Source organism: Streptomyces sp. SD31, assembly GCF_052068475.1.
Taxonomy (GTDB): Bacteria; Actinomycetota; Actinomycetes; order Streptomycetales; family Streptomycetaceae; genus Streptomyces.
Genome location: NZ_JBQHCX010000008.1, coordinates 151,762 through 167,895, shown reverse-complemented (window position 1 = coordinate 167,895; position 16,134 = coordinate 151,762). Strand labels below are relative to the sequence as shown.

At 69.6% G+C, this 16,134-nt stretch carries 11 protein-coding genes and 1 pseudogene; 9 read left to right on the top strand and 3 right to left on the bottom strand.

Annotation, left to right across the window (positions count from 1 at the left end; all coding sequences use genetic code 11):
- Positions 1–222 precede the first annotated feature (222 nt).
- The 6 genes and pseudogenes from ACTMVF_RS18885 to ACTMVF_RS18860 form a co-directional block, all read left to right on the top strand.
- A pseudogene (locus ACTMVF_RS18885) lies at positions 223–963 on the top strand (ComEC/Rec2 family competence protein); the annotation flags it as partial.
- Between the two features lie 4 nt (positions 964–967).
- Positions 968–1,807, top strand: a complete 840-nt coding sequence (locus tag ACTMVF_RS18880; protein WP_441272231.1) for an arylamine N-acetyltransferase family protein — start codon at positions 968–970, stop codon at positions 1,805–1,807.
- A 199-nt stretch (positions 1,808–2,006) separates the two neighbouring features.
- Entirely contained in the window at positions 2,007–2,252 is a 246-nt protein-coding gene (locus tag ACTMVF_RS18875) for a hypothetical protein (protein WP_441272230.1), read from the top strand.
- A 243-nt stretch (positions 2,253–2,495) separates the two neighbouring features.
- Entirely contained in the window at positions 2,496–3,485 is a 990-nt protein-coding gene (holA, locus tag ACTMVF_RS18870; RefSeq protein WP_441272229.1) for a DNA polymerase III subunit delta, read from the top strand.
- Positions 3,486–3,604: 119 nt separating this feature from the next.
- Positions 3,605–4,000 (top strand): nuclear transport factor 2 family protein, encoded by a 396-nt coding sequence (locus ACTMVF_RS18865; protein ID WP_441272228.1) that lies wholly within the window; start codon positions 3,605–3,607, stop codon positions 3,998–4,000.
- Between the two features lie 38 nt (positions 4,001–4,038).
- Positions 4,039–4,434, top strand: coding sequence for a nuclear transport factor 2 family protein (locus ACTMVF_RS18860; RefSeq protein WP_441272227.1), 396 nt, complete (start codon positions 4,039–4,041; stop codon positions 4,432–4,434).
- Between the two features lie 216 nt (positions 4,435–4,650).
- On the opposite strand, the gene rpsT is transcribed toward ACTMVF_RS18860, so the two are convergent.
- Positions 4,651–4,917: a 30S ribosomal protein S20 gene (gene rpsT, locus ACTMVF_RS18855; RefSeq protein ID WP_302000780.1), complete on the bottom strand. Its 267-nt coding sequence runs from the start codon at positions 4,915–4,917 to the stop codon at positions 4,651–4,653.
- A gap of 242 nt (positions 4,918–5,159) precedes the next feature.
- Here rpsT and lepA point away from each other — a divergent pair, with 242 nt between their 5' ends.
- On the top strand, positions 5,160–7,028 hold the full coding sequence (lepA, locus tag ACTMVF_RS18850) for a translation elongation factor 4 (protein ID WP_441272226.1): 1,869 nt from the start codon (positions 5,160–5,162) through the stop codon (positions 7,026–7,028).
- A 273-nt stretch (positions 7,029–7,301) separates the two neighbouring features.
- A complete protein-coding gene (locus ACTMVF_RS18845) occupies positions 7,302–9,173 on the top strand; it encodes an AMP-dependent synthetase/ligase (protein ID WP_441272225.1) in 1,872 nt (623 codons plus the stop codon).
- A gap of 106 nt (positions 9,174–9,279) precedes the next feature.
- On the opposite strand, the gene ACTMVF_RS18840 is transcribed toward ACTMVF_RS18845, so the two are convergent.
- The gene (locus ACTMVF_RS18840; RefSeq protein ID WP_441272224.1) at positions 9,280–9,846 is read right to left on the bottom strand and encodes a response regulator; all 567 of its coding nucleotides are present in this window, start codon (positions 9,844–9,846) and stop codon (positions 9,280–9,282) included.
- Positions 9,847–9,858: 12 nt separating this feature from the next.
- Positions 9,859–14,031: a HAMP domain-containing protein gene (locus ACTMVF_RS18835; RefSeq protein WP_441272223.1), complete on the bottom strand. Its 4,173-nt coding sequence runs from the start codon at positions 14,029–14,031 to the stop codon at positions 9,859–9,861.
- A gap of 102 nt (positions 14,032–14,133) precedes the next feature.
- Between ACTMVF_RS18835 and ACTMVF_RS18830 the strand changes: the two genes are divergently transcribed.
- The gene (locus tag ACTMVF_RS18830) at positions 14,134–16,095 is read left to right on the top strand and encodes a SpoIIE family protein phosphatase (RefSeq protein ID WP_441272222.1); all 1,962 of its coding nucleotides are present in this window, start codon (positions 14,134–14,136) and stop codon (positions 16,093–16,095) included.
- Positions 16,096–16,134 lie beyond the last annotated feature (39 nt).

Genomic DNA, 16,134 nt, shown 5'->3' with positions numbered 1-16,134 from the left:
ATGTGTTTCCGGTGCCTGCCGTTGTTTCGGCCGGCCGGGGGTCAGGTGCGCCGGCGCGGCATGCGCGACACAGCTCCGCCAGGTAAGCCCGGGCCAACGGCTGGGCTGCGAACGGAACCGGTTGCCGCGTGACGCACAAGCTCCGCCAGGTCAGGACACCCCAATCCCGCCCAACGTCCAACTGACAACCAAAGGCTTCAACACGCAGAACTTGACAGAGAAGACGTCGGGCAGGGCGATGCGACGGTGCTCGCGGCGGGCGAGGGGACGGGCGTGGTCGTGGACGCCGGACCCGATCCGACGCTGGTCGACCGGTGCCTGCGCACGCTCGGGATCACCAGGATCCCGCTCGTCGTGCTCACCCACTTCCACGCCGACCATGTGGCGGGCCTGCCCGGCGTGCTGCGCGGGCGGGCGGTGGGCGCGATCGAGACGACGGGGCACGAAGAGCCGGTGGACCAGGTGGCGTTCGTCCGCAGGGAGGCGGCCGCCCGGCACATTCCCGTGATGCGGGCCGCCGCCGGGGAGGAGCGGCGTACCGGGGCGCTGAGCTGGCAGGTCGTCTGGCCACCGGCACACCCCGCCCTGGCCCCGGACGGTCCGAACGACGCCAGCGTCACCCTGCTCGTCCGGTCGGCTGGCCTGCGGCTCCTGCTGCTCGGGGATCTCGAACCCCCGGCCCAGCGGGCACTGTTGAGATCGCCGGCAGGGGCGCTGCTGGGCGGCGTGGATGTGCTCAAGGTCGCTCACCACGGCTCGGCGTACCAGGACCCCGAGCTCATACGCAGGGCGGCACCGCGGCTGGCGTTGATCAGTTGCGGTGAGGACAACCCGTACGGGCACCCGGCCCCCAGCACCGTCGCGGCGCTGCGGGCGCAGGGCGCGGTGGTGCTGCGGACGGACGAGGACGGGGCGCTGGCGGTCGCGGGTACGGGCGCGCAGCTGCGGGTGGCGGGAGACTGAGGGCATGGATTCCGTTGAGGTTGATGCCTATCTCAGCCGCCTGGGGGTCGAGCACCCGGCGTGGCCGACCGTGGACGTGCTGCGCGAGCTGCATCTGCGCCATCTGCAGACCGTGCCCTTCGAGAACCTGTCGATCCACCTCGGCGAGGAGATCGTGCTGGAGGAGAAGCGGCTGCTGGACAAGGTGGTGGGGGCTGGGCGGGGCGGGTTCTGCTACGAACTGAACGGGGCGTTCGGGGCGTTGCTCACCGCGCTGGGTTTCGATGTGACGCTGCTCGCGGCACGGGTCCATGGGAAGGAGGGGCGGCTCGGGATTCCCTACGACCACATGGCGCTGAAGGTGCGGACGGTGGACGGGGGCACCTGGCTGGCGGACATCGGTTTCGGGGCGCACAGTCACTATCCGCTGGCGTTCGAGGCGCGGGGCGAGCAGGTCGATCCGGCGGGTGTGTTCCGGATCGTCGAGGCCGGGCCGGACTCGGCCGGGGTGCGTGGTGGGCACGACGTGGCGGAGGCGGCGGACCTGGACGTCGCCATGGACGGCAGACCGGAGTACCGGCTGGAGCGGCGGCCGCGGGTGCTCGGCGACTTCGTGGCCGGGGCGTGGTGGCACAGCACCTCGCCGGGCTCGCATTTCACACAGTCGCTGGTGTGCTCGCGGGTGACGGAGGAGGGAGGGCGGATCACGCTCAGCGGGCGCACGTTCAAGGAGACGGCGGCCGACGGGACACGTGAGGAGCGGGAGTTGGGCACGGACGAGGAGGTGCTGCGGGTGTACCGGGAGCGGTTCGGGATCGAGTTGGATCAGGTGCCGACCGTGCGGGGGCTGGGGCGGGACGGCTGATTCGGGAGCGGGGCTCCTCCGGGGAAGGGAGGGGGGCAGCTCAGGTCGCTCAGGCAGCTCAGGCTGCCAATGCTGTTCAGGGCTCCTCAGAGCTCCTCAGAGCTCCTCAGAGCTCCTCAGGGCCACGCGGGGCGGCTCCGTGCGGGGGCCCGGCACCCCGGCACAGGTTCGACTCTCGTGGGTGGCTGAGAATTGCTCCGTGAGCGATGTGAGACATGTGCTGGTGCTGCCCGATCGTGATGCGGCGGAGGAGGTCGTGGAGGCGCTCGGGGAGCGGTTCGGGATCCATGAGGAGCCGCGGTTGGTGCGGGATGCGCTGGCAGGGGAGGACGATGCCGAGGACGCGCAGTGGTTGGTGGTGCTGCGGGACGAGGAAGGCCGGCTGGATCCGGGGGAGCTGGACGAGTTCGCGGGGGAGTGGGACGGCTGGCGGGAGGAGCCGTAGGCCGATCGCTGCCGCTGCCGCTGCCGCTGCCGCTGCCGCTGCCGCTGCCGCTGCCGCTGCCGCTGCCGGTGACGGTGCTGGCACAAGCCAGGCGTACGTCCAGGCCCGGGCGCGCCGACGGTGACCCAGGCCAGACCCAGGCACGGGCTCAGGCACAGGCTCAGGCGCACGTCCAGGCGCCGCCGCAGGCCGACGGTCCCCGGGCGAGCCGCGTTGTCAGTGGGCCGTGCCATGCTTGTCGCGATGGCCAGGAAGACTGCTGCTGACGACCTCCTCGCTCCCGTGACCCTCGCCGTGGGGCAAGAGGAGCTGCTGCTCGATCGTGCCGTGCGGGAGGTGGTGGTTGCCGCCAGGGCCGCCGATGCCGACACGGATGTGCGGGAGCTGGCTCCGGAGCAGTTGCAGCCCGGCACGTTGGCCGAGTTGACCAGCCCCTCGCTGTTCGCGGAGCGCAAGGTCGTGGTCGTGCGCAATGCGCAGGATCTGTCGGCCGACACGATCAAGGACGTGACGGCGTATCTGGGGTCGCCGGCCGAGGAGATCACCCTGGTGCTGCTGCACGCCGGTGGGGTCAAGGGCAAGAAGCTCCTCGACGCGGCGCGCAAGGCGGGGGCGCGGGAGGTGGCGTGCCCGAAGATGACCAAGCCGGCGGATCGGCTGGCGTTCGTGCGCGGTGAGTTCCGGGCGACGGGGCGGTCCGCGACGCCCGAGGCCTGTCAGGCGCTGGTCGACGCCATCGGGAGTGATCTGCGGGAGCTGGCGTCCGCGGTGAGTCAGTTGGTCGCCGATGTCGAGGGGACGATCGACGAGGCCGTCGTCGGGCGGTACTACACAGGCCGCGCCGAGGCGTCGAGCTTCACCGTTGCCGACCGGGCGGTCGAGGGGCGGGCGGCGGAGGCGCTGGAGGCGCTGCGGTGGTCGCTTGCCACGGGCGTGGCGCCCGTCATGATCACCAGCGCGCTCGCGCAGGGCGTACGGGCCATCGGCAAGCTGTCCTCCGCACGCGGCGGCCGCCCCGCCGACCTCGCTCGCGAGCTGGGTATGCCGCCCTGGAAGATCGACCGTGTCCGGCAGCAGATGCGGGGGTGGACGCCCGACGGAGTGGCGGCCGCGCTGCAGGCGGTCGCCGAGGCCGACGCCGGCGTGAAGGGCGGCGGGGACGACCCCGGGTACGCCCTGGAGAAGGCGGTCGTGGCGATCGCGCGGGCGGCGAGGTCCAGGGGACGCGGTTGACCGGCCCACAGGCGCGCGCCGACTGTTGATCCAGTGGCCGTCGTAGCGACTGCGAGGACAATCAGACGTACAGCCTGAATCGCCGAATATGGCCGACTTGACGGAAGGTGGCGATCGGTATGGCTGAACACCCGCACGCACAGCTCGTCCGCAAGGGCTACGAGTCCTTCTCGCGCGGTGACATGGACACCCTGCGCACCCTGCTCACGGGAGACGCCACGCACCACTTCCCGGGCGATCACTCGCTGTCGGGCGACTACAAGGGCCAGGACGCTTGTATCGAGATGTACCAACGGCTTTTCGAGGAGACGGGCGGGACGTTTGCCGTCGAGCTGCGTCACCTCTTCGCCGACGGCCGTGGCCATGTGATGTCCGTGCACCATGCCACGGGCGAGCGTCAGGGCAAGCGCCTGCACATGGACGGAGGCATCGTCTTCCGGATCGTCGGCGACAAGGTCAGCGACCTCGACGAGTGTGTCGGCGACATCGACAAGCTCAACGACTTCTGGTCGTGAACATACGCACCGAAAGCGACGGAGAGGTGGCGGTCGCCATGGCTGAACACCCGCACGCACAACTCGTCCGCAAGGGCTTCGAAGCCTTCACCCGCGGGGACATGGATGCCCTGCGCGGGCTGATGACGTCGGACTGCACGCACCATGTGCCGGGCAGTCACCCGCTGTCGGGCGACTTCAAGGGCCAGGACGCGTGTATCGACATGTACCGCCGGCTCTTCGAGGAGACGGGCGGGAACATGCAGGTCCAGCTGCGCGGTATCGCCGTGGACGGACGCGGGCACGCGGTCGGCATGGCCCGCTTCTCGGCGCAGCGACAGGGCAAGAGCATCGACGACGAGGGAGCGCTCGTCTTCCGGATCGTCGGTGACAGGATCAGTGACATCGACGAGTGCGTCGCGGACATCGAGAAGAACAACGAATTCTGGTCGTGACCGGGTGACGATCACTGGCGATCGCTCGCGCGGCGCGCACGCCGAAGGCCCCGCCCACCGCTCTGGGGAAGAGCGGAAGGCGGGGCCTTCGGTTCAAGAAGCTGCTGGATCCGCACCCGCGTGGCGAACGCAGGCCGCGTGCGGATCCGGGGTGCCGGACGGGAGCGGATGAGAGAGGGCCCGCTCGATTCCCTCCGGCGGTCAGATCAGAAAGTGTCAGCCCTTGAGGGCAGCGACCTTCGAAGCCAGCGCCGACTTCTTGTTGGCAGCCTGGTTCTTGTGGATGACGCCCTTCGAGACGGCCTTGTCGAGCGCACGCGACGCGGCGCGCTGGTACTCGGTGGCCTTCTCGACGTCACCCGCGGCAGCGGCCTCACGGGCCTTGCGGATCGCGGTCTTCAGGGAGGACTTGACGGCCTTGTTGCGCAGCCGAGCCTTCTCGTTGGTCTTGATCCGCTTGATCTGGGACTTGATGTTCGCCACGAATGAGCCTTTTCAGGTTCAGGCACGGAGCCAGGAGCTTCCCCCGAGGGGAGACCGGGTCCCGTACCAGGTGATTTCTTGAGGATGTGCCTCGCGCTGAGAGGGCATGAGGCACAGCCACCCAGACTACCAGTGGCCCAGCTGACGGCCCAAAACGGTCCCCGGTCGCCGCCCGTGGGACCATGGAAGCTACGTATCGATCCGACCCGAGGCATAAGGCGCCTCAAGAGACAGGACCCTGCGTGCCCGCGACCCCTAACAATGTGCCCGAGCCGAGCCGTACCGACCCGGCTCTGATCCGCAATTTCTGCATCATCGCGCACATCGACCACGGCAAGTCCACGCTCGCCGACCGGATGCTCCAGCTGACCGGTGTGGTCGAGCAGCGGCAGATGCGTGCTCAGTACCTCGACCGGATGGACATCGAGCGCGAGCGCGGCATCACGATCAAGTCCCAGGCGGTGCGGCTGCCGTGGGCTCCCACCCACGAACCCGGCAACACGCACATCCTCAACATGATCGACACCCCGGGGCACGTCGACTTCACCTACGAGGTCTCCCGGTCGCTCGCCGCCTGCGAGGGGACCATCCTCCTCGTCGACGCCGCCCAGGGCATCGAGGCCCAGACCCTCGCCAACCTCTACCTGGCGATGGAGAACGACCTCACGATCATCCCCGTGCTGAACAAGATCGACCTGCCGGCCGCGCAGCCCGAGAAGTTCGCCGAGGAGCTCGCCAACCTGGTCGGCTGCGAGCCCGACGACGTCCTGCGGGTCTCCGCCAAGACCGGTGTCGGCGTGGACGCCCTGCTCGACAGGGTGGTCAAGGAGGTCCCCGCGCCGGTCGGCGTCAAGGACGCCCCCGCCCGCGCGATGATCTTCGACTCGGTCTACGACTCCTACCGTGGCGTGGTCACGTACGTCCGTGTCATCGACGGCCAGCTCAACAAGCGCGAACGCATCAAGATGATGTCGACGGGCGCCACCCACGAGCTGCTCGAGATCGGGACGAACTCGCCGGAGATGCTCTCCGCCGACGGCCTCGGCGTCGGCGAGGTGGGCTATCTGATCACCGGTGTGAAGGACGTCCGCCAGTCCAAGGTCGGTGACACCGTCACCAGCCAGCAGAAGGGCGCGACGGAGGCCCTCGGCGGGTACAAGGACCCGAAGCCGATGGTCTTCTCCGGGCTCTATCCGCTGGACGGCTCCGACTATCCCGAGCTGCGCGAGGCGCTGGACAAGCTCCAGCTCAACGATGCCGCGCTGGTCTACGAGCCGGAGACCTCCGCCGCGCTCGGCTTCGGCTTCCGTGTCGGCTTCCTCGGCCTGCTCCACCTCGACGTGATCCGTGAGCGGCTGGAGCGCGAGTTCGGGCTCGATCTCATCGCGACCGCGCCGAACGTGGTCTACCGGGTGGTGATGGAGGACGGCACCGAGCACACCGTCACCAACCCGAGCGAGTTCCCCGAGGGCAAGATCAACGAGGTGTACGAGCCCGTCGTACGCGCCACGATCCTCGCGCCGACCGAGTTCATCGGCTCGATCATGGAGCTGTGCCAGACCCGGCGCGGCACCCTCCTCGGCATGGACTACCTCTCCGAGGACCGCGTCGAGATCCGCTACACCCTGCCGCTCGCCGAGATCGTCTTCGACTTCTTCGACCAGCTGAAGTCCAAGACCCGCGGGTACGCCTCGCTCGACTACGAGCCCACCGGCGAGCAGACCTCCAGCCTGGTCAAGGTCGACATCCTGCTGCACGGCGACAAGGTGGACGCCTTCTCGGCGATCACCCACAAGGACGCGGCCTACGCGTACGGGGTGCGGCTCGTCGCCAAGCTGCGCGAGCTCATCCCGCGGCAGGCGTTCGAGGTGCCGATCCAGGCCGCCATCGGCTCCCGGGTCATCGCCCGCGAGACCATCCGCGCCATCCGCAAGGACGTCCTCGCCAAGTGCTACGGCGGCGACATCTCCCGTAAGCGCAAGCTGCTGGAGAAGCAGAAGGAAGGCAAGAAGCGGATGAAGATGGTGGGTTCCGTGGAGGTTCCGCAGGAGGCCTTCATCGCCGTACTGAGCAGCGATGACAGCGCGGGGTCGGGCAAGGGCAAGAAGTAACCGCCGGTAACGGGCCGTGACCCGGCAAACCGGTGTATCAGGGGCCCGTCGTACGCAAGTGCGGCGGGCCTCTGCGCGTGCAGCGGGTAGCTCTCTGGAGGAAGTGACAGGCCGCCGCCCCTTACGCGGTGGCCGGTCGACCTTTACTCTGATCCCTGCTCGATAGTTACTCGCGAGTTAAACAACGACTCGCGAGGTGAAAACCGCCGTAATGAGCCGGTCGTACCAGCCGGCTGTTGAGCCAGCCGCACAGTCGCGGGCCCGGAGGATGTCGTGAGCACACAGACACTGATCGAGAACCGTCCGCCGAGCGTGGCGACCCTCTTCCTGGAGCGCGTGGCGGCCTCGCCGGACGCGGAGGCATACCGCTACCCGGTGCCGTCGGCCTCGGGTGAGGGCCCGGACGACTGGAAGTCGCTGAGCTGGGCGCAGGCCGCCGAGCGGGTCTACGCCATCGCGGCCGGCCTCATCGAGCTGGGCGTCCAGCCCGAGCAGCGGGTCGCCCTCGCCTCCGCGACCCGGATCGAGTGGATCCTCGCCGACCTGGGCATCATGTGCGCCGGCGCGGCCACCACCACCGTGTATCCGCAGACCAACGCCGACGAGTCGGCGTTCATCCTCTCCGACTCCGAGAGCCGGGTGCTGATCGCCGAGGACGCGGCGCAGCTGGCCAAGGCGCGGGAGAAGCGCGCCGAGCTGCCGAACCTGACCCACGTCGTCGTCATCGACCCGGCCGGCGTCGAGACCGCCGACTGGATCCTCACCCTCGACGAGCTGGAGAAGCGCGGCGCGGCCCGGCTGGAGAAGGACGCCGACCTCATCAAGGAGCGGGTCGGCGCGATCGCCAAGGACCAGCTCGCCACCCTCATCTACACCTCCGGCACCACCGGCCGCCCCAAGGGCGTACGGCTGCCGCACGACAACTGGTCGTACATGGCGAAGGCGATCGCCGCGACCGGGCTCGTCGGCCCGGAGGACGTGCAGTACCTGTGGCTGCCGCTCGCGCACGTCTTCGGCAAGGTGCTCACTTCCGGGCAGATCGAGGTCGGGCACGTCACCGCCGTCGACGGCCGCGTCGACAAGATCATCGAGAATCTGCCGGTCGTGCAGCCGACGTACATGGCGGCCGTCCCGCGCATCTTCGAGAAGGTCTACAACGGGGTCGCCGCCAAGGCCCGTGCGGCCGGCGGCGCCAAGTACAAGATCTTCCAGTGGGCCGCCGGGATCGCCCGCGAGTACGCCAAGGTCTCCCAGGACAACTTCCGGCGCACCGGCTCCCACTCCGTGCCTTTCGGGCTCGGCGCCAAGCACAAGGTCGCCGACGCGCTCGTGTACGCCAAGATCCGTGAGGCCTTCGGCGGCAACCTGCGCGCGTGTGTGTCCGGCAGTGCCGCCCTCTCCCCGGAGATCGGCTACTTCTTCGCCGGCGCCGGCATCCACATCCTCGAGGGCTACGGCCTTACGGAGTCCTCCGCCGCGTCGTTCGTGAATCCGGGCGAGGCCTACCGCACCGGCACGGTCGGCAAGCCGCTGCCCGGCACGGAGGTCCGTATCGCCGAGGACGGGGAGATCCTGCTGCGGGGTCCCGGGATCATGGAGGGCTACCACGGGCTGCCCGACAAGACCGCGGAGGTGCTGGAGAGCGACGGCTGGTTCCACACCGGCGACATCGGGGAGCTGTCCCCGGACGGGTACCTGCGCATCACCGACCGCAAGAAGGACCTGATCAAGACGTCGGGCGGCAAGTACATCGCGCCGGCCGAGGTCGAGGGGCAGTTCAAGGCGGTGTGCCCGTACGTGTCCAACATCCTGGTGCACGGGGCCGACCGGAACTTCTGTACGGCGCTCATCGCGCTGGACGAGCCCTCGATCCTGGCGTGGGCCGAGGAGAACGGGCTCGGCGGCAAGTCGTACGCGGAGGTTGTGGCTGCGCCGGCGACCGTGGAGATGGTCGACGGGTACGTGAAGCAGCTCAACGCCGGGCTTCAGAAGTGGCAGACCATCAAGAAGTTCCGGTTGCTGCCTCGGGATCTCGATGTGGAGCACGGGGAGATCACGCCGAGTCTGAAGTTGAAGCGGCCGGTTGTGGAGCGGGAGTACAAGGGGCTGATCGAGGAGATGTACGCGGGTACGCGGGAGGCGTAGGGGGTGGCGGGGGACTGCGTGGCGGCTGCGGGTTCGTGTGGCTGGTCGCGCCCACGCGGCGGAGCCGCAAATCGACACAGCCCCGCGCCCCTCGGGGTTGGGCAGCTCACCCTTTCCCGATGAGGCGGCGTATCTCGTGGACCTGTGCGCGTAGCGCCGTCAGGTTCGGGGGTGCGTCGCCCGCGAGCTGTTTCTCCAAGGCCTCCACCTGCGTGCTCAGCTCCCGGCTGTGCACGTGCTCCCGGCTCAGCAGGCGCTCCAGCTGCCTGTTCTTGCGGTGCAGGTCGAGGAAGACGCTGACCTTCGCGCGCAACACCCACGGATCGAACGGCTTGGTCAAGTAGTCCGCGGCTCCCGTCGCGTAGCCGCGGAAGGCGTAGCCGGGGTCGTCCTCCGCGCCGGTCAGGAAGATGATCGGGACGTCCTTGGTCTGGTCGAGCCGTTTGATGTTCGCGGCGGTCTCGAAGCCGTCCATGCCCGGCATACGGACGTCGAGCAGGACCAGCGCGAAGCGTTGCCGGAGCAGCGCCTTCATCGCCTCCTCGCCCGAACGCGCGCGCACGAGCGGCTCGTTGAGGGACCCCAGGACGGCCTCCAGCGCGATCAGGTTGTCCTCCATGTCGTCGACGAGGAGGATGCCGGCACGCTCGTCGGTCGTTGCCTCAGCGCTCATGGTGAAGTGGCCTCATTCGGTGATCGTCGGCGGGACGACCTCTTCCTCGTCGGAAGTGCCCGGTCCCGGTACCGCGGTGTGGTCCGGCGTCGCTGTACGCCCTTCCGCCTGAGCGCCCTCGGGGTCCAGGAGGTCGCAGACGACGGTCAGGAGCTGATCCACGTCCACCGGCTTCGGTACGTAGTCGTTGGCGCCCCGCGCGATGGATTTCTCCCGGTCTCCGGGCATGGCCTTCGCGGTCAGCGCGACGATGGGCAGGTCCGCCCAGCGCGGGGTGCGGCGGATGGCGGAGATCGTCTCGTAGCCGTCCATCTCCGGCATCATGATGTCCATCAGGACGAGTTCGACGTCCGGGTTCCGCTCCAGTGTCTCGATGCCCTCGCGGCCGTTCTCGGCGTACAGGACCGGCATGCCGACCCGGCCCAGGACATGGGTGAGCGCGAAGACGTTGCGGATGTCGTCGTCCACTATCAACACCCGCCGGCCCGGGAGCACCCGGCCCGGGCGGCCCGTCTGCCACGCCTCCAGCTTGGTCGGGGTCGGCCAGGCGTCCTCCGCGTCGTGGGCGGCCGAGAAGCGCTCGGCCGACAGCTGCTCCGGCACCGGCAGCGGGCGGTCCTCGGGCACCGGGCCGGTCGCCGCGTGACCGGGGCTGACGACGGGGACGTAGAGCGTGAACGTGGAGCCCCGGCCGGGCTCGCTCTCGGCGACGATACGGCCGCCCAGCAGGCCCGCGATCTCCCGGCTGATGGACAGGCCCAGGCCCGTGCCGCCGTACTTGCGGTTGGTGGTGCCGTCGGCCTGCTGGAACGCCTCGAAGATCACCGGAAGCTTCTCCGGCGCGATGCCGATACCGGTGTCGGACACCGCGAACGCGACCACCTCGTCGCCCTCGCGGACGTAGTGGTGCTCGGGGTCCTTGACCCGGTTCACCCGCAGCTCGACCCGGCCGCTCGCGGTGAACTTGATCGCGTTCGAGAGCAGGTTGCGCAGGATCTGCTGGAGGCGCTGCTCGTCCGAGTACATCTCGCGCGGCACGTCCTCGCCGACCGCCACCTCGAAGGCGAGCCCGCGGTCCAGGGTGAGCGGGCGGAAGGTGGCGTGGACGTAGTCCAGCAGCTTGATGAGCGGCAGCCTCTTCGGGCGTACGTCCATCCGGCCGGCCTCGATCTTCGACAGGTCCAGGATGTCGTTGATCAGTTGCAGGAGGTCCGAGCCCGACCTGTGGATCGTCGTCGCGAACTGGACCTCCTGGTCGGAGAGACGGCCGTCCGGGTTGTCCGACAGCAACCTCGCCAGGATCAGCAGTGAGTTCAATGGCGTCCGCAGCTCGTGGGACATGTTCGCCAGGAACTCCGACTTGTACTGGGACGACGTCGCCAGCAGGGCTGCCTTCTCCTCCAGTTCCGCGTTCGAGCGTTGCAGCTCCGCCTGCTGCATCTGGAGTTCGTCGGAGCGTTCCTGGAGTTGCATGGCCAGGCGCTGGGACTCGCCGAGCAGGGATTCCGTGCGGGAGTTGGCGATGATCGTGTTGATCGCGACGGCGATGGTGTTCACGAACTGGTCGAAGAACGCCAGGTGCACGTCGGAGAAGCGGGAGAAGGACGCCAGCTCGATCACGCCGAGGAGTTTGTCCTCGAAGAGGATCGGGATGATGACGACGCTGGTGGGTGCCGCCTCGCCGAGCCCACTGCTGATCTTGATGTAGTCCGGCGGGGCCTCCTCGACGAGGATCCGCTTCTTCTCGCGTGCCGCCTGCCGCACCAGGCCGTGCACCGGGAGGCCGCCGGTCTCGATCGTCGTGCCCTGGGCCGCGCCGTAACCGGCGATGAACGCGAGTCCCTTCGCCGGAACGGTCGTGCGCAGCGCGGCGCCCTCCTCGTCCGGGTCGGCCAGGAAGAACGCGCCGTACTGGGCGTTCACCAGCGGGGTCAGCTCGCGCAGCAGCAGGTCGGCGACCTCCATCAGGTCGCGGTGGCCCTGCATCAGGGCGGCGAGGCGGGTCAGGTTGGACTCCAGCCAGTCCTTGGCGCGGGTCGTCTCGCGCAGGTTGGCCACCATCAGGTTGATGTTGTCCTTCAGCTCGGCGACCTCGCCCTGGGTCTCCACGGTGATGGAGCGGGACATGTCGCCCTGGGCCACGGCGGAGGCGACCTCGGCGATCGCGCGGACCTGGGTGGTCAGGTTCGACGCGAGTTCGTTCACGTTCGTCGTCAGGCGCTTCCAGGTGCCGTAGACGCCCTCCACCCTTGCCTGGCCGCCCAGTTGGCCCTCGGAGCCCACCTCGCGGGCCACGCGGGTGACCTCGGAGGAGAAGGAGGAGAGCGTGTCGACCATCGTGTTGATGGCGGTCTTCAGCTCCAGGATCTCGCCGCGCGCGTCCACGTCGATCTTCTTGGAGAGGTCGCCGTTGGCGACGGCGGTGGTGACCTGGGCGATGTTGCGGACCTGGGAGGTCAGGTTGTCCGCCATGTAGTTGACGTTGTCGGTCAGGTCCCGCCACACGCCGGAGACGCCCAGCACCTGCGCACGGCCGCCGAGCCGGCCGTCGGTGCCGACCTCGCGGGCGACCCTCGTCACCTCGTCGGCGAAGGCGCGCAACTGCTCCACCATCGTGTTGACGGTGTCCTTCAGCTCCAGGATCTCGCCGCGCGCGTCGACGGTGATCTTCTTCGACAGGTCGCCGTTGGCCACGGCCGTCGTCACCTGGGCGATGTTCCGCACCTGTGAAGTCAGGTTCAGCGCCATGAAGTTGACGTTGTCGGTGAGGTCCTTCCAGACGCCCGAGACGCCTCGGACCTGCGCCTGGCCGCCGAGGTTGCCTTCGGTGCCGACCTCGCGGGCCACGCGGGTGACCTCGTCGGCGAAGGCGGAGAGCTGGTCCACCATCGTGTTGATGGTCGACTTGAGTTCGAGGATCTCGCCCTTCGCCTCGACCGTGATCTTCTTGCCGAGGTCGCCTTGGGCCACGGCCGTGGAGACGAGGGCGATGTTGCGGACCTGGGAGGTCAGGTTGTCCGCCATGAAGTTGACGTTGTCGGTGAGGTCCTTCCAGACGCCCGAGACGCCTCGGACCTGCGCCCGGCCGCCGAGGTTGCCTTCGGTGCCGACCTCGCGGGCGACCCTCGTCACCTCGTCGGCGAAGGCGGAGAGCTGGTCCACCATCGTGTTGATGGTCGACTTGAGTTCGAGGATCTCGCCCTGGGCGTCGACGGTGATCTTCTGGCTCAGGTCGCCGTTGGCCACGGCCGTCGTCACCTGGGCGATGTTGCGGACCTGGGAAGTCAGGTTCGACGCCATGAAGTTGACGTTGTCGGTGAGGTCCTTCCAGACGCCCGAGACGCCCCGCACCTGAGCCCGCCCGCCCAGCTGCCCTTCCGTGCCCACCTCGCGGGCGACCCTCGTCACCTCGTCGGCGAACGCGGAGAGCTGGTCCACCATCGTGTTGACGGTCAGCTTCAGTTCGAGCAGCTCGCCGGTCGCCTCGACGGTGACCGTGCGAGTCAGGTCGCCGCGGGCCACCGCCGTGGTCACCAGGGCGATGTCGCGCACCTGGGCCGTCAGCCGGGACGCCATCGTGTTGACGGCCTCGGTCACGTCCCGCCAACTGCCCGACAGGCCCTGCACCTTGGCCCGGCCGCCGAGCCGGCCCTCGGTGCCGACCTCGCGGGCGACGCGGGTGACCTCGCCGGTGAACAGGGAGAGCTGGTCGACCATCTTGTTCACGGCCCGGCCCAGGCGGCGCAGGTCGCCGCGTAACTGGCGGGAGCCGTCGTGCAGATCGACGCGCTGGGTGAGGTCGCCGCCGGCCACCGCGTCGAGCACCCGCGTCGCGTTCGCCGCCGGGGCCACCAGGGCGTCGAGCACCTGGTTGACGTCGTTGACGCGGGTCGTCCAGTCGCCCTGCCCCGGGCTCGCCGAGAGCCGCTCGTCGAGTCGGCCGTGGCGCACCAACTCCCGCTTGACGCGCTGCACTTCGCGGTTGAAGTGGGTGCTGCGGTCCATGATCTGGTTGAACACCGCGGTCAGCTCGGCCACCACTCCCTCACCGGCCTCCGGCAGCCTGCGGAAGTCGCCGTCGCGGGCCGCGGTCATCGCGGCGAGCAGCGGGCGCAGATCCGATGCTCGAATTTGACCGTCTTTCTGTCCGTCTTCGAGCACACGCGTAGCACGGTTCTCACTCATGGCGGCCCACTTCGGTAACTCGGTGCTTATGGGCGTGGCCAGTCTGTCACTCTGTCGGCGTCGACTGAGGCGTATTCGTCCGAACCGTTCGGGGAGCTGTCCATGGGGGCCATTCCGGCGCAACGGGAGACCGTCACCCGTGCCTCTGGCGTGCCCGCGCATGCGCGAGAGTGCCCCGAAACGCGCACCATTCTCCCCGGCAGCCCCCTCTCCCCGGGCTCCGCCCGCACTCTGGTGCGCACCACCCTCACCGACTGGGCCGCCTCCGGCATCCCCGGCACCGAACACCTCACCGACCGTCTCGTCGACGACGCCGTCGTGGCCGTCAGCGAGCTGGTCACCAACGCGGTCGTGCACGCCGGCACCGATGTCGAGCTCACCTGCCGGCTGGAGGAGGACACCGGCGCCCTCGTCGTCGAGGTCCTGGACCACCACCCCTCGCGCGCCCCGCGCGACGCGGAGATCGAGGCGCCGTACGAGACTCCGGAGTACGGGCGTGGCCTGCGGCTGGTGTCCCGGCTCGCCGAGTCCTGGGGGGTCACCTACCGCCACGGCGCCAAGATCGTGTGGGCGCGGCTGCCCGCCGAGGACCCCATCGCGGCCAGGGACGACATCGAGGCGTACGCCGAGGAACGCGCGCTGGAGCGCGGGCTGCGCGTCGCCGAGATCCTCGCCCCCGAACCCCAGCGTGCCGAACGGGACCGGGACTGGCTCAACCGGGGCGCCCTGTCCTTCCTCGCCGAGGCCTCCGACCTGCTCGCCGGGCAGCTCGACGAGAACCTGGTCGCCGCCCTCGCCGGCCAGCTGATCGTGCCGCGGCTTGCGGACTGGTGCGCGGTGTGGCTGGAGGACGAGATGGCCGGGCGGTGGGGATACCCCCGATCCGGTGACGCCGAGGGCGGGGGAGGCTGGGCGGCGGACGTCGTCGCGGGCACCGGACCCCGGCTCGCCCGCGTCTGGCACGGCTCCGAGAACCTCATCGAGGAACTCCGGTGCGCCCTGGAGAAGGAGCCGCCGCATCCCGCCGACAGCCACCGCAGTCCCCCCGACAGCCACCGCACGGGGCCCGTCCCCTACCCCTGGCCCGGCGAGGCGCTCGGCGCGCGCGGGGCGCGGGGCACGGCGCTCGCGTACCGCCTGATCGCCGGTGGCCGCCCGCTGGGCACGCTGGTCATCGGGCGGGCCGACCTCATGCGCTTCCCCGACGAGGTCACCGGACTCGTCGAGGACCTCAGCCGCCGGGTGGCCCTCGCCATCGGAGCGGCCCGCCAGTACGCCCGGCAGGCCACCATCAGCCGGGTCCTGCAGCGCGGACTGCTGCCCGGCGCCGTCGCGGAGATCCCCGGGGTGGCCAGCGCCCTGGTCTACGAGCCGTACGACAAGGGCGGTCCGAGCGGCGACTTCTACGACCTGTTCCCGGCCGGCGACGGCCGCTGGTGCTTCGCCATCGGCGACGTCCAGGGCAAGGGCCCCGAGGCGGCCGTGGTGATCGGCATCGCACGGCCCTGGCTGCGGCTCCTCGCCCGCGAGGGCTACCGCGTCGCCGATGTCCTCGACCGCCTCAACCAGCTCCTCCTCGACGACGCCACGGAGGCCGCCGACGCCGCCGCCCGCGCCCTCGTCGGCCCGGTCCCACCCGGCGACGGCCCGCAGACCCGCTTCCTCTCCCTGCTCTACGGGGAACTCAGTCCCGTCGACGGCGGCATCCGCTGCACCCTCGCCTCCGCCGGACACCCGCTGCCGTTGCTGCTGGGCGCGGGCGGCGAGGTCCACACGGCCGCGCACCCGCAGACCCTCCTCGGGGTCATCGAGGACGCGACGTACACCAGCGAGACCTTCGAGCTGCGCTCCGGCGAGACCCTGCTGTGCGTGACCGACGGGGTGACCGAGCGGCGCAGCGGCTCCCGCCAGTTCGACGACGGCGACGGCCTCGCGACCGCGCTCGCCGGGTGCGCGGGCCTGAACGCCCAGCTGATCGCGGAACGCATCCGCAGGCTGGTGCACGAGTTCAGCGGCCGTCCACCGGAGGACGATCTGGCACTGCTGGTGCTCCAGGCCGAGTAGCCGACCGGACAGGGAATCGCCGGGGTGCTGGACAATGGA